This is a genomic window from Acinetobacter sp. 802_lipA, assembly GCF_058242885.1.
In genome coordinates this window covers 2,540,289-2,559,910 of sequence record NZ_JBZAYP010000001.1, presented here as the reverse complement: position 1 = coordinate 2,559,910, position 19,622 = coordinate 2,540,289, and the positions used below count along the sequence as shown (strand labels likewise).

21 protein-coding genes are annotated in these 19,622 nt (G+C 42.0%); 5 read left to right on the top strand and 16 right to left on the bottom strand.

Going from position 1 to position 19,622, the window contains the following annotated elements:
* Positions 1-3: 3 nt before the first annotated feature.
* The 3 genes from smc to AC4CU3_RS12700 all read right to left on the bottom strand — a co-directional run bounded on the left by smc (position 4) and on the right by AC4CU3_RS12700 (position 5,125).
* On the bottom strand, positions 4-3,456 hold the full coding sequence (gene smc, locus AC4CU3_RS12710; RefSeq protein ID WP_005400294.1) for a chromosome segregation protein SMC: 3,453 nt from the start codon (positions 3,454-3,456) through the stop codon (positions 4-6).
* A 10-nt stretch (positions 3,457-3,466) separates the two neighbouring features.
* A complete protein-coding gene (locus AC4CU3_RS12705; protein WP_004983028.1) occupies positions 3,467-4,162 on the bottom strand; it encodes a GntR family transcriptional regulator in 696 nt (231 codons plus the stop codon).
* Positions 4,163-4,321: 159 nt separating this feature from the next.
* A complete protein-coding gene (locus AC4CU3_RS12700) occupies positions 4,322-5,125 on the bottom strand; it encodes a sulfite exporter TauE/SafE family protein (RefSeq protein ID WP_005400293.1) in 804 nt (267 codons plus the stop codon).
* A gap of 28 nt (positions 5,126-5,153) precedes the next feature.
* Here AC4CU3_RS12700 and AC4CU3_RS12695 point away from each other — a divergent pair, with 28 nt between their 5' ends.
* Complete coding sequence (locus AC4CU3_RS12695) at positions 5,154-5,909, top strand: biotin--[acetyl-CoA-carboxylase] ligase (protein WP_005400292.1); 756 nt, start codon at positions 5,154-5,156, stop codon at positions 5,907-5,909.
* Positions 5,910-5,925: 16 nt separating this feature from the next.
* Complete coding sequence (locus AC4CU3_RS12690; protein ID WP_279043375.1) at positions 5,926-6,657, top strand: type III pantothenate kinase; 732 nt, start codon at positions 5,926-5,928, stop codon at positions 6,655-6,657.
* On the opposite strand, the gene AC4CU3_RS12685 is transcribed toward AC4CU3_RS12690, so the two are convergent.
* Together AC4CU3_RS12685 and ffh are read right to left on the bottom strand one after the other, a co-directional pair.
* Positions 6,648-7,247, bottom strand: coding sequence for an alpha/beta hydrolase (locus AC4CU3_RS12685; protein ID WP_279043377.1), 600 nt, complete (start codon positions 7,245-7,247; stop codon positions 6,648-6,650). The two genes, AC4CU3_RS12690 and AC4CU3_RS12685, sit on opposite strands and share 10 nt — an antisense overlap.
* 180 nt (positions 7,248-7,427) lie before the next feature.
* Positions 7,428-8,834 carry a signal recognition particle protein gene (ffh, locus tag AC4CU3_RS12680; protein WP_010327404.1) on the bottom strand — a complete coding sequence of 469 codons (1,407 nt, stop codon included), beginning with the start codon at positions 8,832-8,834 and terminating at the stop codon, positions 7,428-7,430.
* Positions 8,835-8,972: 138 nt separating this feature from the next.
* Between ffh and AC4CU3_RS12675 the strand changes: the two genes are divergently transcribed.
* The gene (locus tag AC4CU3_RS12675; protein ID WP_010327405.1) at positions 8,973-9,782 is read left to right on the top strand and encodes a cytochrome C assembly family protein; all 810 of its coding nucleotides are present in this window, start codon (positions 8,973-8,975) and stop codon (positions 9,780-9,782) included.
* A gap of 414 nt (positions 9,783-10,196) precedes the next feature.
* Here AC4CU3_RS12675 and AC4CU3_RS12670 read toward each other — a convergent pair.
* A protein-coding gene (locus tag AC4CU3_RS12670; protein WP_125625403.1) for an IS4-like element ISAba33 family transposase occupies positions 10,197-11,287 on the bottom strand; the annotation gives its coding sequence in 2 pieces (ribosomal slippage) (positions 10,197-10,747 and positions 10,747-11,287; 1,092 coding nt in all).
* A gap of 541 nt (positions 11,288-11,828) precedes the next feature.
* Between AC4CU3_RS12670 and AC4CU3_RS12665 the strand changes: the two genes are divergently transcribed.
* Both AC4CU3_RS12665 and AC4CU3_RS12660 read left to right on the top strand, forming a co-directional pair.
* A complete protein-coding gene (locus AC4CU3_RS12665) occupies positions 11,829-13,415 on the top strand; it encodes an ATP-binding cassette domain-containing protein (protein ID WP_279043381.1) in 1,587 nt (528 codons plus the stop codon).
* A gap of 62 nt (positions 13,416-13,477) precedes the next feature.
* Positions 13,478-14,413 (top strand): tRNA dihydrouridine synthase, encoded by a 936-nt coding sequence (locus AC4CU3_RS12660; RefSeq protein ID WP_213063783.1) that lies wholly within the window; start codon positions 13,478-13,480, stop codon positions 14,411-14,413.
* On the opposite strand, the gene AC4CU3_RS12655 is transcribed toward AC4CU3_RS12660, so the two are convergent.
* From AC4CU3_RS12655 to AC4CU3_RS12610, 10 genes are all read right to left on the bottom strand, one after another.
* On the bottom strand, positions 14,410-15,465 hold the full coding sequence (locus AC4CU3_RS12655; protein ID WP_279043385.1) for a DUF1176 domain-containing protein: 1,056 nt from the start codon (positions 15,463-15,465) through the stop codon (positions 14,410-14,412). The two genes, AC4CU3_RS12660 and AC4CU3_RS12655, sit on opposite strands and share 4 nt — an antisense overlap.
* A 39-nt stretch (positions 15,466-15,504) precedes the next feature.
* Positions 15,505-15,909 (bottom strand): NUDIX domain-containing protein, encoded by a 405-nt coding sequence (locus AC4CU3_RS12650; protein WP_279043387.1) that lies wholly within the window; start codon positions 15,907-15,909, stop codon positions 15,505-15,507.
* Positions 15,910-16,007: 98 nt separating this feature from the next.
* Complete coding sequence (locus AC4CU3_RS12645; RefSeq protein ID WP_279043388.1) at positions 16,008-16,235, bottom strand: nuclear transport factor 2 family protein; 228 nt, start codon at positions 16,233-16,235, stop codon at positions 16,008-16,010.
* Between the two features lie 36 nt (positions 16,236-16,271).
* Positions 16,272-16,454, bottom strand: coding sequence for a hypothetical protein (locus AC4CU3_RS12640; protein ID WP_279043390.1), 183 nt, complete (start codon positions 16,452-16,454; stop codon positions 16,272-16,274).
* Between the two features lie 110 nt (positions 16,455-16,564).
* The gene (locus AC4CU3_RS12635) at positions 16,565-16,900 is read right to left on the bottom strand and encodes a YegP family protein (RefSeq protein ID WP_004695228.1); all 336 of its coding nucleotides are present in this window, start codon (positions 16,898-16,900) and stop codon (positions 16,565-16,567) included.
* A 232-nt stretch (positions 16,901-17,132) separates the two neighbouring features.
* The gene (locus tag AC4CU3_RS12630; protein ID WP_078389055.1) at positions 17,133-17,498 is read right to left on the bottom strand and encodes a 5-carboxymethyl-2-hydroxymuconate Delta-isomerase; all 366 of its coding nucleotides are present in this window, start codon (positions 17,496-17,498) and stop codon (positions 17,133-17,135) included.
* A 139-nt stretch (positions 17,499-17,637) separates the two neighbouring features.
* Positions 17,638-17,976, bottom strand: a complete 339-nt coding sequence (locus AC4CU3_RS12625; protein WP_279043392.1) for a zinc ribbon domain-containing protein YjdM — start codon at positions 17,974-17,976, stop codon at positions 17,638-17,640.
* Positions 17,977-18,156: 180 nt separating this feature from the next.
* Positions 18,157-18,507: a DUF488 domain-containing protein gene (locus AC4CU3_RS12620; protein ID WP_004983061.1), complete on the bottom strand. Its 351-nt coding sequence runs from the start codon at positions 18,505-18,507 to the stop codon at positions 18,157-18,159.
* Between the two features lie 100 nt (positions 18,508-18,607).
* Positions 18,608-19,012 carry an SRPBCC family protein gene (locus AC4CU3_RS12615; RefSeq protein WP_279043394.1) on the bottom strand — a complete coding sequence of 135 codons (405 nt, stop codon included), beginning with the start codon at positions 19,010-19,012 and terminating at the stop codon, positions 18,608-18,610.
* A 168-nt stretch (positions 19,013-19,180) separates the two neighbouring features.
* Positions 19,181-19,567 carry a ribonuclease E inhibitor RraB gene (locus AC4CU3_RS12610; protein WP_004695219.1) on the bottom strand — a complete coding sequence of 129 codons (387 nt, stop codon included), beginning with the start codon at positions 19,565-19,567 and terminating at the stop codon, positions 19,181-19,183.
* Positions 19,568-19,622: the final 55 nt, after the last annotated feature.

Here is a 19,622-nt window from a genome sequence, read left to right as displayed (position 1 = left end):
TTATTAGGCCTCCGCGACTAAACCGTATTCTTTTGCCTGTTCTAAATTTACAGTCACTAATTTTGATGTTCCCGGTTCAGGCATCGTAACACCTAACAAGTCGGTCGCCATCGTCATTGCGAGTTTATTATGGGTAATGTAAATGAATTGCACCTGTTCAGAAAGCTCTTTTACAAGATTACAAAATCTTCCCACGTTCGCATCATCCAAAGGTGCATCAACTTCATCCAAAACACAAAATGGCGATGGATTGAGACGGAAAATCGCAAACACCAAGGCCAACGCAGTCAGGGCTTTTTCTCCCCCTGAAAGTAGCGCCAATGAGCTATTGCGTTTGCCTGGCGGACGGGCCATGAGCTTAACCCCTGACTGCCAGTCATCTTCTAAAGTCAGACTCGCTTCTCCGCCATTGAAAACTTTCGGGAACAGATCTTGTAGTTCGGTATTGACCCGATCAAAAGTGCTCATGAACAGTTTACGGGTTTCTTGATCAATACTTTTCATTGCAGCGCGCAACTGCTCAACGGTATTTTCCAAATCTTGAATTTGATGACTCAACTCTTCAAAACGTTTTGATACTTCTTCATATTCTTCTGAAGCCGCCAAATTGACTGCGCCCAATTTCTCAAACTGCTGCTGTGCTTTTTCTAAAACTTGTTGATGGCTACTGATCTCAATGCTCAAACCCTCAATAGCTTCAACATTCATCTCTTTCAGCTGTTCAGAATAATGTTGTAAGTCTGACTTTGCCGCTTGCCACGCCAAACGTTTCTCTTCTAACTGGGTTCTTAGCTTTTCATCTTGTTGTTGCTGTTGATGACGGTGTTCGGTCAAACTTTGCTGGCGCTCTTGCACTGCATTCAGTTCAACTTGCCATTCAGACCATGTCTTTTGCAGCTTTTCAGTAATCTGTGCTTGTTCGCTAAACTGGCTTTCCAAGGCAGGCAGTTCAAGTTGTACAGGGTCGATAAACTTTTTGGCCTGCTCCATCTGTGACAATATTTGCTGATACTGCGCCTTTAAGAAAGTACTGTCTTTTTCTAATAGTTCAATCTGCTGTGTGGTTTGCACCGCCTGACGACGCACCATTTCAAGCGCCTGCCAAACCTGCTGTGCCTGCTGCTGGCTATCATCCAGTTGCTCGGTCAATGACTCCACTTGGAACTGCATGGTTTTATAGTTTGGCAAGTTTTGCTCTAGCTTAATATTTAATGCATGCAGATCAATCTCCAGATCATCTTTTTGCATGGCATCTTCTTCAAGCTGACTGTCTAGCTGCGCCAGTTGATTGGCCAATTGTTGCTTTTGCACTTCAAAGGCTTGGTTGGTACTTTGCACTTTGGCAATATTCAAATCAATCTGCTGCGTCGCTTGAACTTCTTTTTTCAACAGTTGTTGATCCGCTTTTAACTGCTCATCCACCGCTTGGACTTGAGTACGAAGCTCTGTAGTTTTCGTTTCAAGCTGAGTCAGAAGTCCCGTTTTTTCAGCAAGACTCTGTTCAATTTCATCTAAACGAATTCGATGGCTTAGCGCACCCTGTCCAGCTTGGCTCGCTTCGTCATAATCCAAACCAATCACCCAGTCCATGCCAACATGGTATCCATCTAAACTTAAAAGAGACTGACCATCTTTCAATTGCTTTTGCAGCGCTAGGGCTTGTTTTAAGTTGGTGGTCACCCCCACCTGCTGCCACAAAGAGGATTGTGGCGATTCAATCCAACTGGCTAGGCTATCGCAACCTGCAATTTCGATCAGTTCAACATGCGGCTGAGGCGTTAACTGACGTGCAACGGCATCGGTGAATGCATCGCTGTTTTCCAAACAATGCGCTGAAAGCCATTTGGCTAAGAATTTTTCGACCAGCGCGGCATGGGTTTTAGCTGCATCTTTAAGCTGCAGCACATGCATCAACTGTGGATGATCACTATTTTTTAAGGCACTCACTTTAACCAGAAGCTGCTTTAGATGCTTCTGTTCGGCACTTAAGACCTGTATATCTGCTTTGTGCTGATTTAACTCAGTTTGAGCAGCTTGGTGTTGGATACGTAAATCATCCAACTGCAACTGCACCTCAATGATACTTTGCTCACGTTGTAACTGCTGTGCCTCGGCGTCTTGCTTGGCATGTAGCAGTTGATCAATCGCATCCAACTGGCTTTGGTTTTGAATTTGCGCAGCTTGCTGCTCTAAAACCTGCTTTTGCTGTTCAAAGCGTAAAATATTTTTGGCCAACTGTTCACTTTGCGCCAACATTTGCGTTTTTTGTTGCTGCTGTTTTTCAACCAAACTTTTGACTTGTTCAAACTGTTGAAGCAACTGTTGCTGCTGTGCTTTTAAGTCCGTTAAACCTTGGCTTTGCTGTTGGTTTTGACTTTCTTGCTGTTGTAACTGTTCGGTATGAAGCTCATTTTGTTCGTGAAGGCTTTCCAGTTGCAGCTCGATCAGTTGCATACGTTCTTTGGTTTGCGCCTTCTGCTGTTCAAGCTGTACCAAAGTAGTCGTGTTTTGCTGGAACAGGCTCTGCTTTTGTTCCAAAGTCATTTTCAGCTCAGCCAGCTTTTTCTCTGCCTGTTGCCACTCACTCTGTAGTGGCGTGGACTGCTGAATCAGGCGTTGAAATAGTTCACTGGTCGAAGTCAAATCATGCTCTAAAGTGGTTAACTCTGAACGCACCAGCTTGAACTGCTCACCTAAATCATTCATGTGCAGCGTATATTCTTGCTGTAAACGGCTGCTTTGTTCACACTGAAAAGATAAAACTTCGACTTTAATGGTGCGAATTTGGCTTTCCAGTGTTTTGTACTGAATCGCGGTTTCAGCCTGACGTTTTAAAGTTTTTAACTGCGATCTTAATTCAGAGGCAATATCTTCTAAACGCGATAAATTTTGCGTGGTGTGATCCAAATGCAATAAAGTTTCACGGCGACGTGCTTGATAACGTGAAACCCCTGCAGCTTCCTCAATAAAAACCCGCATTTCTTCAGGTTTTGCATCGACCAAACGGTTGATCATGCCCTGTTCAATAATCGAATAAGAACGTGGCCCTAAACCTGTACCCAAGAAAATGTCGGTAATGTCCCGACGACGGCATTTGGTGCCATTTAAAAAGTATTCAGACTTGCCATCTCGGTTGACCTGACGTTTGACCGCCAGTTCGGTATAGGCATTATAGCTACCGCCTAACTTGCCATAGGTGTTGTCAAAACGCAGTTCTACACTGGCAACACTCACGGGTTTACGCTTTGCCGTACCTGTAAAAATAACATCCTGCATACTACCACCACGCAGTTGGCGAGCACTGGATTCGCCCATGACCCAGCGAATAGCATCGATCACATTGGATTTACCACAACCGTTCGGCCCAACGACTGCTGTGCGGTTATCTTTAAAGTGTAACGTGGTACTGTCGGCAAAAGATTTGAAGCCGGAAAGTTTTAAACTGCTTAAACGCATAATGTCCTGACTAACGTCGTGAGCGTCTCGCCCACGCAAGTTCAATTTGTTTCATTCGGGTCAGAGATTCCAACACCAAGTTACGTAAGTGTCGACAAAAATCTTCCATAAATAAAGTAGCTTGTTGTGATTTTCTGATTAAAACCGCATCAGTCACCAGTTTAAATAAATCATAAGATTCTTGTAACTCTCTACGCGAAGTATTTAAGGTTAAAAAATAGCTCCGACGTATCGAGGGTAACAGTTCTTGATAAAACTTCATCAAATAAGCATTACCCACCATTTCATGCTGCCGCGCCAATCCTTCAAAAATCAAATCATAAAATTTTTCGATACTGCCCTGTTTCAGCTGATTCCCCAACTCATCCAATAGCAGCTGTAAACGTTCCGCTTCATAGCTGCGCCATGTCTCCGCTATGCGTTGCACAATTTGCCCCAACAGCAGACTACTGGTGTCAAACAAGGCGCGCACTTGCTGAGCGGACATTTCAGAGACGATAGCGCCACGGCGCGGGTAGATTTCAATCAGATGTGTACGTTCAAGCAGTAACAAGGCCTCACGCACCGAGCCGCGACTCACATCCAGTTCAGCCGCAATACGTAATTCTTGTATGCGCTCACCTTCGACCAACTCACCGCGAATGATTTGTTCACTGATGTGCTTGGCAATTTGTTCGGACAAACTCTCTGTATCATGTGCTTGCATACTGTTCCTAACTTGTTTTTATAAGATGCAATCCATGGTCTTTAGTGACCTATTTTTAGGTTTTACCCGATCTTAAACGCTAAACACTATGTCATTGTCTAACAATTTTACCGTCTATAATGCCAATCAACAGCAACGCACACAACATTGTCAAAGAAATTAAGAACTAAAACCTTGATAAATAAAATATAAACCAACTACCACCAACAAACCAGAAAAACACTTTTTCAACATCGCAGGCGATAAAAGATGCGCCACTTTTGCCCCAAACTTGGCAGTGATAAAACTCATCAGCGCAATCCCGAAAAAGGCATAGACATGAATATAACCAATAGTATTCGGTACATTTACTTCAGCTTGGTGCCCGAACCACATAAAACCTAAAGCCCCAGCCACTGCAATAGGTAAGCCACAAGCCGCAGACGTCGCCACCGCTTTTTGCATAACCACACCATGACGGTTTAAGTACGGCACCGTCAAGCTTCCCCCACCAATGCCAAAGATCGCAGAAGCCACACCAATGCCTGCACCGACAAATAACTGTTTGCCTGTAGACGGTAACTGACGCGATGGATCGACCTCAATATGTGCGCCACTAAACATTTTGTACGCCACCCACACTGCAAAAAAACCGATCAGCAGCTGTAAGCCATGTCCCGACATATAGTCTGCAATGCCCGCACCTAAAAAAGCGCCCATGACTAGACCAGGAGCCAAATTGCGAAACACAGACCATAACACTGCCCCGCGTTTATGATGTGCACTCACGGAACTCATTGACGTGACAATAATAGTCGCCAGTGATGTGCCAACCGCCATATGCATAATGACACTCGGGTCATAGTTCAGATGAGTAAACACCACATATAAAATCGGGATGATAATGAGTCCACCACCGACCCCAAATAGCCCCGCAGCAAAACCAGCGATTGCACCAATCAGTAAATATATGATTAACTCCATGATCATTTTTCACTTTTCTCAGATTCATATGGATTTAGAGACACGCCAATTACAACAGCTTCTCGCTGAAGCACAGCAACTTCCTGAAGTTTTATTGCTTAAGCCAGTTACCACATCCACCAATGATGATGTGCGTGAAATTGCGCAAAAAGGGATTCAGAGCGTTTTGGTCTGCAGTACACGACAAACTCAAGGTCGTGGACAGCGTCAACGACAATGGGTTTCTCCTGAAGGAAACATCTATTTAAGCACATTGCTACAGACCAAAACACCTATAGATGGGCGCTTGGCTTTAGAAATTGCGTTAAATATCTTGCAAATGCCGAGTTTGCAAGGCCTTGCTCTGCAAGTGAAATGGCCAAATGACCTTTACAGTGCTCAAGGTAAATGGGGCGGAATTTTAGTTGAACCACTGTCGAGCCACCAAGCGATTATTGGGGTGGGCATCAATATCAACCAAGTCGAAGATACCCAGCTCGATCAAGCCACCAGCTCCCTTGAAGAGCTGGGTTTAGCCCAAGCAGATCGCATTCGCTTAATGGCGGAACTATATCTGGCGATTCAACAGGCAGGCCTATGGTTCACCCATAATAGTGCAAATTTGGCTTCTCGTTTCAATCATTACGCAGCATTTATGCAGCAACAGGTTGAATTTGAACATATGAAAGGTCTATCTCAAGGCATCTTCTTAGGCATTCAAGATGATGGTGCGGTCCAAATTCAGACCACCAATGGTGTTGAAAACTTTTATCAAGGCCGTTTACGCCCAATAATTCCTGTTTAAATGATTGAGCATCATCATGAAAAATTTATGGTTAGATATTGGTAATACTCGTCTGAAGTATTGGATTACGCAGGAAGATCAAATTTTGGAACAAGGGGCTGAGTTACATTTACAGTCCCCTGCCGATTTGCTTTTAGGTCTAATTCAGCATTTTAAAAACTTAAACATCCAACAGATTGGTGTTTCTTCGGTTCAGGACAAAAAAAATAATGACCGAATCCGTAGACTTTTAAAAAGTTTAAATGTACCGATCACCTTTGCCCAAGTACAGGCCAACTATGCAGGCCTACAGTGTGGTTATGAACATCCAGAACAACTCGGAATTGACCGTTGGTTGCAAGTGTTAGCTGTCGCACGTAATCCAGAGCAGAACTATTGTGTCATTAGTTGTGGTACGGCGCTAACCATCGACTTGGCAGATGGTTTTCAGCATTTGGGCGGCTATATTTTACCCAACCTCTACTTACAACGAGACTCGCTGATCCAAAACACCAAAGGCATTAAAATTCCAGATGCGGCTTTTGATGAACTCGGTCCCGGTCGTAATACCATCGACGCAGTGCATCATGGGATTTTGCTCGGCTTGGTCAGTACCATTGAAAAAGTCTTGCAACAGTCTCCACGCCAACTGATTTTAACTGGCGGTGATGCACCTGTATTTGCACGCTATTTGGCAGAGTATGCACCATGCATTGAAAATGATTTATTACTTAAAGGGCTACAATATTATATTCAGCATCAATTCTGAGCCACCGCCTGCTGTTGTAAAAGGGGTTTTAAGGTATTGAGCAGTAGCTCAAATTCAGCATAGCCATTTTCACGCATAAAATGCCCTGCACGTTTCACTTCCAATACCTCTGCACTCAAAAAATGCCCAAAGGTAAGCGCCAAAGGCGGTGGAACATAAGGGTCATTATTGGAAAACATCACCACACGTGAAGCGATGTGAGAGTGGAGTATACCGCTGTCCAACTTCACTTGCGCAATAAAGCCACTTAACTCAGGCAAGGTTGTTAAAGCCGCTTTAAAGCCCGCAATACAGAAGATCGCTTTGATTCGACGTTCACGCAGTTTACTACTGAGATAATGTAAAGTCGTTAGACAGCCCAAACTATGCGCAATGATGATGGTGTTTTCATCCAAAGTAGTCATTTGCAGGGCTAAAGCCTGCTGCCACTCTTCGAAATGTGGTGCATCGCTGCGCGGGAGCACTAAGCGTTTTACTTCTGCATGTAGATCCATCTGGCTGAGTTTTTGACTTAGCCACGGAAACCAATGGTCATTGGGCGATGCTTGATAGCCATGCACAATATAGATATGTTGTTTTGATCCATTCATTTTCAACTTCTTATTATAATGTTTGAAAAGAATAAATTTTACGCAACTTACAAGCCATAAACAGTGCGTTTTTGTTATTAAGCGACGGTATTGAAAACGCACACAATAATTTCCATGACTCACAAAACGACATAAAAAAAGGCGCTCAACGCGCCTTTTTCTGAAATGGTAAGAAGCAGATTACTTCTTATCGTTGCCACCAAATAATGGTCCCATTCCGCCGCCGCCACCAAATTGTTTTTGCATACCGCTTAATGATTTCATCATTTTTGCCATACCCGATGGATTGGCAAATTTCTTCATCATTTTCGCCATTTGCGCATGTTGTTTAATCAACTTATTGACTTCAACGACATCCATACCACAGCCTGCTGCAATACGCTTTTTACGGCTTGGGTTCATCAGGTCTGGGTTACGACGCTCTTTGATGGTCATCGATTGGATAATCGCTTCCATCTTTTTCACTTGCTTTTCAGGGTTCGCTTGCGCCAACGCATCTTGAATTCCTGCATTGCTCATGCCAGGCAACTTATCCAAGAAGCCCATCATGCCGCCCATTTTATTCATTTGCTCAAACTGCATTAGCATATCTTCAAAGTTGAAGCTGCCGCCTTTTTGCAGTTTTTTCGCCATTTTTTCGGCTTTTTCTTTGTCGACTTTACGTTCAAGCTCTTCGACCAAAGAAAGTACGTCACCCATACCCAAGATACGCTGTGCAACACGTTCAGGATGGAATGGCTCTAAGGCATCGAGCTTTTCGCCCATACCTAAGAATTTGATTGGCTTACCTGTGATTGCACGTACTGAAAGCGCCGCACCACCACGTGCATCACCATCAGTTTTGGTCAGAATCACACCAGTCAATGGCAGTGCATCATTGAAGGCTTTGGCTGTATTTGCCGCATCCTGACCGGTCATTGCATCGACCACGAACAAAGTTTCAGTTGGCTTAATTGCCGCATGAAGTTCTTTGATCTCGTCCATCATTTCATCGTCTACGTGTAGACGACCTGCAGTATCGACAATCAAGACATCCGCAAACTGAATTTTGGCTTGTTCAATTGCACGCGTTGCAATGGTAATTGGTTTTTCGTCAGCACTCGATTCAAAGAAAATCGCGCCAACTTCACCTGCAACGGTTTGTAGCTGTTTAATTGCTGCTGGACGGTAAACGTCGGCAGATACCATCGCTACTTTTTTCTTTTGGCGTTCTTGTAAAAAGCGAGCAAGTTTTGCAGCCGTTGTTGTTTTACCTGCACCTTGTAAGCCCGCGAGTAGGACCACAACAGGAGGTTTTGCTGCAAGATCAAGGCTTTCATTTGCCTCGCCCATCATTTTTGTTAATTCGTCATGCACGATTTTAACAAATGCTTGGCCTGGCGATAATTGAGTCATGACTTCTTGACCCAACGCCTCTTCCTTAACTTTCGCGATAAATTCACGAGTTACAGGAAGTGCAACATCGGCTTCAAGAAGTGCCATACGTACTTCACGTAGGGTATCTTTAATATTGTCTTCGGTTAGCTGCCCAGAGCCAGTAACATTTCTTAAACTCTGCGTGAGTCGTTCCGTTAAGGTATCAAACATTGCAAAATCCGCTTAAAATTGCTAGTTGCAAAAAAATCTTTCTTAAAATAGAAAATTTATGCATAGAATGCTATAGGATACTGTAGTTCGCACCGAATTTATATAAATGAATATTCATCATCCTGAAAAAGGTTTGACATGATTAGCCTGCCCTTGGTTTACACCATCTTAGCATTAGTCGCTTATACCACCTCTTTTTGGTATTTGTTTCTCAAGTTAATGGCTAAACGTGATCCAAACCATTGGTTTATTGGCATTATTTTAGGCTTAGGCTTATTACTACATGCGACTGTTTTGTACCATGACATGCTCACGCCAATGGGAGTGAATTATGACGTTTTTGTCTTAATGTCATTTACATCGGGGCTCATGTTGTTACTTAGTCTACTCTATAGCACTTATCGTCCAATTCTAGCTTTGAACCTGATTGGCATTCCTGTGGCTGCTACAGGACTCATTTTAGGTTTTGCCTTTAGCCAGTCCACTCAATTTATTGAACAGCGCTCATTGGGTTTAGATATTCATATTATTTTATCGCTGTCGGCCTATGCGGTGCTACTCATGGCGACCATACAAGCCGTGATTTTATGGTTCCAAGATCGTGAGTTAAAGAACAAACAGAAGAAACGCTTTTGGGTTAACTTACTGCCCTCTTTTCAAGCGATGGAGTCTTTACTGTTTGACTTGATTAAAACGGGTTTTCTTTTACTAACCGTGGCGTTGGTGTTTGGTTTCTTTACCATCGATAACTTTTTTGCCCAACATCTGGCACATAAAACCGCTTTTAGTATTATTTCTTGGTTTGTATATGGGGCTTTGCTCATCGGACATTACCGTTTTGGTTGGCGCGGTCAAAAAGCGATTCGTTTTACCTTAATTGGATTCTTCTTGTTGGCTGTCGGTTTTATCGGATCTAAGTTTGTGTTGGAAATGATTTTAGGTCGATAAAGTCTTTTATGTTAACTTTAGGAAAATTAAACTTATAATGAAATTTTTCTTTGTAGCATTTGCATTCACTTTAATCACATGGATTTGCAGCGATTTTTTTCATAAAAAACAATTAGATTCTGCAATAAACTCAACAAATAAAATTAAAAATTGTGGCTACTTGTTGGGCATTAAGTCAACAAAAGCTAGATTTAGTCAGGAGTATTTTGTAATACAGAATAATCAAAAGGAAATAGATAAATTTAATTTTGATCCTGAATTTGATGTGCATCAGAACATAAAATACTCTGGAGAAATAAGGCAAGGGGAAAAAATTTGTTATGAATATACTTACATTCATACTTATATGGATACTATAAAAATTCTAACAAATATGAAAAAAGTTAATAATTTTCCCTCTGTACACGACAAATTTCATAGGACCCTTGTCCTATCAGGCTTTTTCTTTCTTAAAATTGCTAGCACTTTCTTAAATTCTTCTTTTTTTCCAAAACCAATCAAACGTAGAATAGCCATTTGAACATAGTCCAAACCGTAGCGAAATAAACTTACTGAAAGTCGTCCATGCTTCTTTATTTTTATCGCTTTTTTCCGATCATGTTGCCATTCACCTGTTAAATAGCACCAACAGAAACCGATAGCTAGCACTGCTATCAATTTCTTGACTCGTCTAGGGTCTGTTAAACGAGTATTTTCAAGATTGAATCCACGTCCTTTGAGACAACTAAATAACGTTTCGATTTCCCAGCGTAATGCATAATCACGAATAGCAGAAGCATTAAACATAGGAGAAACAACAAGTAAAAGTTCTCCATCTTCTAATCGTAGCGCACTAATATACAGTTTCACTCGACCAACCCAAATACGTCGTTTACGACATTCAGTTTGACCAACTTGAAGATGACGAAATAAATCACTAATTTTATGATTCTTGGCTAAGTGATTGGTCACAATAAAGTTTTTTTAACACGTATACAAAAGTTAATGTCATTTTCAATTAACCATGTAAACCATTTCTCACCGATAAATTCTCTGTCTGCGAACACATTCACAATACGGTCTTTACCAAAAATAGAGATAAAGCGTTGAATCAAAGCAATACGCTCTTTTGTATCTGAATTTCCACGTTTATTGAGCAATGTCCAAACAATAGGTATGGCTATTCCACGATAGACGATGGCTAACATCAAGATATTGATATCTCGTTTTCCCCATTTCCAATTAGTTCTATCCAAAGTTAATTGGACTTTATCGAATGAAAATATATTGAAAATTAACTGAGAAATTTGACGATAATCGAAATACTGATCTGCAAAGAAGCGTTGTATACGTCGATAAAATGATTGTGGTAAGCACTTGATGGGTAAGGCTTTAGATGCAGAAGAAAGATTACATGTCTGTTTTACAATTAATGCAAGCATAATCAGTGTAAAACATTTTGCATGTGACTTGTTCCACTTTAGATATTTGTTTAAGATGAGATGTAACTCATTGAAATGTGTCATCATATTCGTCGTCAGAAAACAAGTATTATGCCATTATTTCAATGAGTTATCTTTTTTTGTCGTGTACAAAGTAATTTTCCATAAAGTTTATAGAATAGAGCTTATGTAAAATAACACTAAAAACTCCCCCAACCACCCTACAATATTTTAGTTCTCTATTACTTCTCATCCCCACTAAAAATGTATAACGCCACTGTGAGCCTCAACTTTGTACTCCTAAAAGCCTAACTATCCCAATCTTGCGGGTTGTACTTACATCTACAGAAAGCTTCGACTAGTGTATGACAAACTCCCTAACCAATAGCATTGATCGATAAACCTTAAGTACATAAGAAAGACAATGAAATGGATCATTTTTTATCCACCTGTTATACTGGCTAAATATCCCCCCCTTCTTCCAATTTAGAGTAACGCCAATGAAGTAAGTCTTATTTTCCGTCAAATCTAATTTATGTGTTTTCTGACGTGCAAAATAAACTTATTTACTGCTCTATATCTCTATAAAAATTTATTTTGTATGTCCTGTATAAAGGAGTCTTCAATGACCCAACAGGCCTGTACTGTAAAAAATCTCAGCGTTCAATTTGCTCATGAACCACTGTTTCAGCATTTAAACTTTGAATTGCCCGCTGCCCAATGTTCAGCTCTGATTGGACGAAATGGTCAAGGCAAATCAATATTAATGTCCCTACTCACTCAGGCGCACATGCCCAATTATGCGAGTGGCGAAGTGATTTGGCATATGTCATTTTCCTACTTAAGTCAGCTCGAGCGTTTAAGCAACTGTACACTTGCCGAAGCCCTTAACATTGCTGACTTACATGCAAGTTTTCAACGTATTGAACAATCGACTGCGAGCTTTGAAGACTATGACCGCGTCGAACATGCATGGCATCAACCCACTGAATGGTTGAAATTGCTAGAAAGTGCAAACTTACCTACAGATCTATCTAGCTCAGTTTCTCAACTCAGTGAAGGTCAGAAAACCAAACTGGCACTGTGTCGCCTTTTTTTACAAACTGAGCATTATTTACTTCTTGATGAGCCCAGTAATCACTTAGACCATGCAAGTCGTGCATGGTTAAGTCAAAAAATCCTTCAACATCCTGCGGGCTGTTTAGTCATTAGCCACGACCGCACATTGTTAAATCAAATCTCCAATACCTATGTTTTAAATGATTTTGGCTTGCAACACTTCCGTTGCAACTATGCCGAGTATCAGTCATACACAGAGCAACACCAGCAGGCACTACAACACAATATCTCGCAAGAGAAACGCGAACTAAAACAATTACAAGCCCAACAGCATGAGCAGCGCATGAAAGCTCAGAAAAGGCAAAAGTCTGGGCAGAAATTACGAAGTTCTGGTTCTCAAGCCAAAATCCTGCTCGACTTTAAAAAAGAACGTGCGAGTCAAACCTTATCGGGAGTCGCGCAGCAACAACTTCGCCAAAAGGAACAAGCGCAAGATGAGCTCAAAAACAAACAGCAGCAACTAGAACAGATTAAGTCACAAAAGTTTGATTTCCATTTTCAACCTAAACAAACTGGTGAAATTCTTCGTTTAAAAGACGTGGTTTTAGCAGCACTTTCTATCTCGCCTATTTCTTTTGCCTTACATAGCGGAGAAAAAATCCAACTGCGCGGCCAAAATGGTTCAGGTAAGTCGACCTTACTTCGTGCCATTCAAAATCATAGTCATGTTCAATCGGGAGACATTTTCAAGCGAGGAGCATCGTTATATTTAGATCAAAACTTTAGCCTACTGAATTCAGAACTGAATGCGGTACACAATTTAGAGTTATTGAACCCGTCTTTGTCCGATGAGGCGTGTCGAAATCAATTGGGACAACTTCGAATTCGACGAGATAAGGCTTTACTTCCCATCTCCCTACTCAGTGGCGGTGAACAACTCAAAGTTGCTTTACTGTGTATCAGTCTCGCAGCACAGCCTGTGGACTTACTGTTACTGGATGAACCCGAAAATCATCTCGACATCGACTCTAGACAACTGTTGGCACAGGCTATTCGCGATTTTACAGGGGCGGTTATTTTAGTTTCACATGATGACGCCTTTGTCGAGGAGACACAGATTCAAAACTATTTCGATTTAACCCAAACGCATTAGACTAGACAGCGTGATCGGATTTGCGTATAACACCATTTTTCTATTTGACTGGTGACACCGCTGTGAAACTCATTCTTGCACCAATGGAAGGCTTAACCGACCCAATCATGCGTGATGTGCTCACGTCTGTAGGTAGCTTCGACTGGTGTGTGACCGAGTTTATCCGTGTGACCAATTCGGTCTTACCCGATCATATTTACCACCAGTATTGTCCAGAATTACTCAATGGCGGAAAAACGGCGGCGGGAACACCCGTACATGTGCAGTTTTTGGGCAATGACCCTGAAATGTTGGCTGCCAATGCCATCCGTGCGGTGAAACTCGGTGCACCCGCCATTGATATGAATTTTGGCTGTCCAGCCAAAACCGTGAACCGTCACCGTGGTGGCTCTGTACTCTTGGATGAGCCAGAAGTAGTGCATGAACTGGTCAAAGCCGTGCGTGATGCGGTTCCTGCACACATTCCTGTTTCTGCGAAAATGCGCTTAGGTTATATGGACCGACATTTTATGTTGGACAATGCTCATGCCATTGAAGACGCAGGTGCGGCTTGGGTTACCGTGCATGCACGTACCAAAGCCGATGGTTATACCCCACCAGCTTTTTGGGATCAGCTCCGCCCGATTCGTGAAGCATTAAAGATCAATGTGATTGCCAATGGCGAAATTTGGAACAATGCAGACGCGAAACAGTGTCGCTTAGAGTCTGGCTGTGAAGATTTAATGATTGGACGTGGTGCCGTGACTACCCCCGATTTGACTCAGTGTATTCGTCAAAATATCGATACACCTCTGCTCACATGGAATGAGCTACTGACCTTACAAATCCGTTTCTTAAACGGGGGGTATAAGAAAGAAATGAATATGGTCGGACGTTATAAGCAATGGCTTGGCATGATGTCTAAACACTATCCTGAAGCCAAAGCCCTCTGGGATGAAGTCAAGCGTATCAAGCCGCTGGATGACATTATCCTTAAACTAAACGCAAGCGCGACTTAATCCGTTCGCGCAACGATCGCGACATAAGTGGGTAAGTTCCATGCACCACCCGCAAAACCTTTACATTGCTGCGATTGTGCCTGATAACTGAGGACAAAAGCCTTTCCATTCCAAGCCCACTCGGAACGAATACCACAGTCTGCGATACCCCGACCTTTTTGCTCTGAGAAAATTTGCGCCTCACTAAAACTTGAGCCTGATGTCGTGACTTGCTGCTGAATCTTTTGCAATGCTTTGTCCATAACCCAGTAGCCTAGACCTTCATTGTACGCTCCACGCCAACATGGCACTTGAACCACCACTTGCTCTGCATTCAGCGGATAGACTGAAACCCGATCTTCCTCAAAAAACCGTACTTCATATAAATTTGGACAGTCTTGTTCATCTGTTTTTGCTTTTAACTTTTTAAAGAGTTGATGGGCATTTTTACTGTCCACGGCAAAATAACTGGCAACCGCAGGTCGGTATCCCGTGATGCCAATTTTGGGGATGGCTTTGGGTTGTAAAACATTTTGCTCAGACTGATTACCTTTTTGATATACTGCGTTCGGTGTATTTACACGCTTTTGTATATCATCCATTTTGAGCAAAACTGCATTTGCCCCAGCAGTTGAAATTTGCCATTGCTGTGCTTGGGTCGTGAGACGAATATCTTCTGCGCCTACCAAGGCCTTTAGCAACTGCGCACTTTGAGCACTGGACAGTTTCGCGGTACTTTTCTTGGCATCAATGGTCAGGCTACCCAGAGATGTTCCTCCTACATTTAAACTGGCTTCAGTATCCTGCGTAAACTCCTCAGCCACTTGAACTTGGGTGAGCACCGCGCTGCCTGCACCTGCAGGACGAGAAATCAGCAATGAAACTGGATGACCAAACTGAGCATCACTTTGATATCCCACCGCACGGCACATGCCCGTATTATCACAGGCAAGTTCCCAGTCTTTATGCATAAAATAGTTACCCGTTTCAGCATGAGTCAACTGGCTCAAGGCACTCATCAGCAACACACCAATAATGGGACTATTTCGTTTTATGATCTTATTATTCAACATATGCACTCACTCCACTTCAGAGGAATTTTAATTTTGCACTCAAAAACTTCGGCTTTGCACGATACCTATATAATTTAAACAATCTTCAACACGAATCCGTTGTACCTTCGACAGCTGATCTAGATCAAACCAAGCATAAGCCGTATGTTCATCACTGAGCCTGATCTCAGCAGATGCAGCCAAATGGCATCTAAAAATAAAGGCATGCGAGGTCACTGCCGAATGAAAATACACACCCGACAAATAATCGATCTGAACCTGACAACTGAGTTCTTCTTGGCACTCACGCAGCAAAGCCTGATGAATGGTTTCTCCCATATCCAAGGCTCCACCGGGCAGCCCCCAAGCCTGATCGGCATAATTGGCTTTCAGTAATAAAACCTGTCCTGCATCATTGGTTAGCACCGCATGAGAACTCAGTCGGTAAAAGTCTTGAAATGCCATAGATACCTTCTTCTTAAGTTGTTCATGTTGTCATTCAAACATAGCCCAGCAAAACGGAGGTGGCTCAACCTGTACCCAAGCCAAAGCTTTAGTCGAACTCAGTCTGGAAAATAAATCGGCTTTGACATTTTAGTTTCAAAGTCCACAGGCACCGAAATATGCTGATGGGCAACCAACCACTCACCTGCCGTTTTTTGAAAACATAGCGTGGTTCTGCACCAAGGAATCTCTGGGGTTGCAACGCCACTGGCATGATCCAATTTAGAATAACAATGTAAAAAAGCTAAACCGTCACGACTAAAAATATTGATGTTACGCCTGAACACTTTGATTTCCCCCTGAAAAAATGGGGCATATCGTCTCTACAATTCTTGATAGGCTTGCACACCTTGCAGCTCAAACCCAATATCAAACAAGCTGACATCACTCTGACAAAGACGAATGATATTTTGTACATCCATTTTACAAATGGCATCATCCCATTGTTTGAGTTTGAAGATAATTTCATGCCCTGCATGCTCATCTCCAACTAATCGAAAATCCACATCGCACTCCCACGCTACAAATCAAACTGCATAAAAAAACGCGTGCGCCATCCATAGCAAACACGCGGTTTTCTTCAATTCTTAAAACAAGCAAAATATGTAATCTGATCTTAAGTCGTCAAATCCTTAATCGTGGTACTTGAACCATTGTTTTTGACCGATTCAATGCCTTTATCTCGGGATTGCTCACTGGCATAAAACTGACTGGTACCAATAATCTGATGATTGGCAGCCTTTAAGTTAAAATAAGGTTTGCCATTCTTGGCTTCTAAGCGTTCATAACGCGTATCATCGGGGCTATTTTTTTGCACCGACTCAATTCCATTATGTGCTGACGCCTTTGCTTTATACAGTTCACTGGTCAAAATGACCTCGCCATTTCCCGCTTTTAAAACAAAACGATATTGGCCATCATTTGCCTGACTTACTTCGTACCATCCTGACATAAGCTCACCTATTGTTATTTTAAAGTGATTGTAGATCCACCGAAACCGAATAAAAAATCATCCAATTTCATAAAATATAAATGACTTCTTTTATAAAAAAAAGTGCATTTACTACCAGCCAGATTTTATTTTTATAAAATAACAGCGCTATATGAATAACGCATGACAGCCTCAAACCGTTTAAATGACACGTGATATCGGCCCAATAAACGGTTTGGAACTCTTCATAATTTTATGCTTTTAATACCAATTTGCTATAACTGCTTTTTGGCATTTCAATAATTTCTACACAAATTTGTACCGTTAAATCCTGAGGAGCGGTAAAGTTTTGCTGCAAGGTTTTAAGTAACTGGCTCGAAATGGCGCACTTGGTGGCTTCATCTCGTCCGCTTAATAAAGACACTTTGGCATGCAAATAAGCCTGCGCATCTCCATCTACCCCAATCACAAAATCGGACTGTCGAATAGCACGACTTTTGATGTCGTTGCCCGATTGTACAAACTGACCATCCAACAAAGCTTGGTTTAGAGCCAATAATATCGGCTTAACTTCAAGGGTGTCGATATTGTCTGAATATTCAAGGTGGATATGTGGCATAGCGTATTCTTCAACAGGTTTTTATCTTTATAGCATGCTGTGCTAGTGTTTCAACGCTTAATGTCTTTTCAAAATGGCCAAAAAACAAAAACGGAGTCTAATTGACTCCGTTTTAATCTCGAACTACAAACTCAGCGGATTAGGCTTTTTTCACATACTCAGATTTCAGTTTCATCGCACCGACACCGTCAATCTTACAGTCAATGTCATGACCATCTGCGGCATCTGGCAGTAAACGAATATTTTTCACTTTGGTTCCGACTTTCACCACCGATGACGAACCTTTAATTTTTAAATCTTTAATCACCGTTACCGTGTCTCCGTCAGCAAGTGAGTTGCCGTTGGCATCTTTAATTGCCACCACTTCTTCAGTTGCTTCTCCCTCTTTCCATTCGTTTGAACATTCAGGGCATATCAGCAAGTCACCATCTTCATAGGTATATTCGGACTGGCATTTTGGGCAGTTGGGTAAAGACATAAAAACCTCAAAAATAAAAAAAATAAGCAATTCACATTGCTCAAAACGCCAATATAGCATTTTTCAGACGAAAGCGATGCGAATCACATATTTATTTTAAGGCTTTAGCCTTATCATGGGATGAATAAAATAAAGCCTAGGAAAATATAAATTTCCCCTGTAGTAGCATCAGCTCAATACTTACTTTTGTTCCAAACACTGCTTCAAAATCACCACATGGTTATGCTGTTCTTCTTTGGCTGCGGTGAGTAAAGTGATTTGCTCACGTACTGCCAGTTGGCGTAAATCATTCAACTCGGCGGGATGTGCTTCCAGTTCTTTCATATAACGGACTTTAAACTCATCCCAGTGTGCCACCATGTCTTGGTGATACCATTTCCGTAGTTCATTGGATGGTGTGAGAATTTTTGGCCATTCATCTATTTTGGCCTCAAGTTTTGAGACCCCTCGTGGCCACAACCGATCGACTAAAACCCGTTTGCCATCCTCTGCCTCGACAGGTGCATAAATCCGCTTCATGCGTATTGGCATGCAAAACTCCTTTTATTCTTTTATGCAACTTATTCTATTGTTCAACGATGACAATGCACTATTCATCGGGAATGTCTGGATTCACTAAAAAAGCCAAGAGTTACAATGACTCTTGCCAGCCCAGATAACAGCCATCGACAGGAATCACATCGGGTAAACCAGACTGCGTAATATGAACCTCTGTACCGACAGATACTTCTTTAAACTCAACACGCACTTCAATTTTTCCTGCCAGTTCAGGCACATCGAACTCATCGGTATAGCGTAATAAACTGTTTTCAACGATTTCATGATAGGTGCCATGAAATGAATGCTGCATGCCTGTACTGAAGTTGGTAAAAAACATGCGATATTGACCACCTTCACGCAGATCGAACTGATCTACATGTGCGGTAAAGCCATGTGGTGCCATCCACTTCACTAAAGCATCTGCGGTGGTAAAAGCACGATAGACGCGCTCGACGGGCGCACTAAATACGCGGTGTAATTGAACACTATTTGACATGATTTTTCTCGTTCTTTTCAAATATTCAGATTTAGTTTAAAACGCCCAAACCCACATACTGTATTTTTTTGTGCATCTTTTTTTAAATAGCCAAACTTGGCCCTCTGACTTTTCTACCCACCAATAAAAAAAGCATGTTTTCCAACATGCTTTAACTTTGACTATTTCTTAGGCCTGACCTTGCTCATAGTCCTCGTCATCTTCGTCGTCATAGACATAGGCCATACAGCCCCAGCCGTCATATTCGCCACCAAACTGTTCTGCAATTTTAGTAAACCATTGTTCTAAGTCGACAATGTCTGAATACTCAGGTTCCATATACACATAGATGGTAATAATCCACTCAGATACATCACTTTCTTCATCGACAAACAAAGTGATTTTTTGCTCTTCTTGTAATAAATACAGCGCACACTTTTCTGCTTGTGACTGCTCTTGAAAGGCAATCGAATATTCTATTTCATGCGGTTCAGATAGGTCATCACCATCCTCAGCCATTTGCCAAAGTACATTTCCGTTATCATCATCTGGATATAATTCATAATCACGTGTCATGCGTATGTCCTTGTTATCTTTTTAGCCAATATATCGTTGGCAAGTGACAAAATAG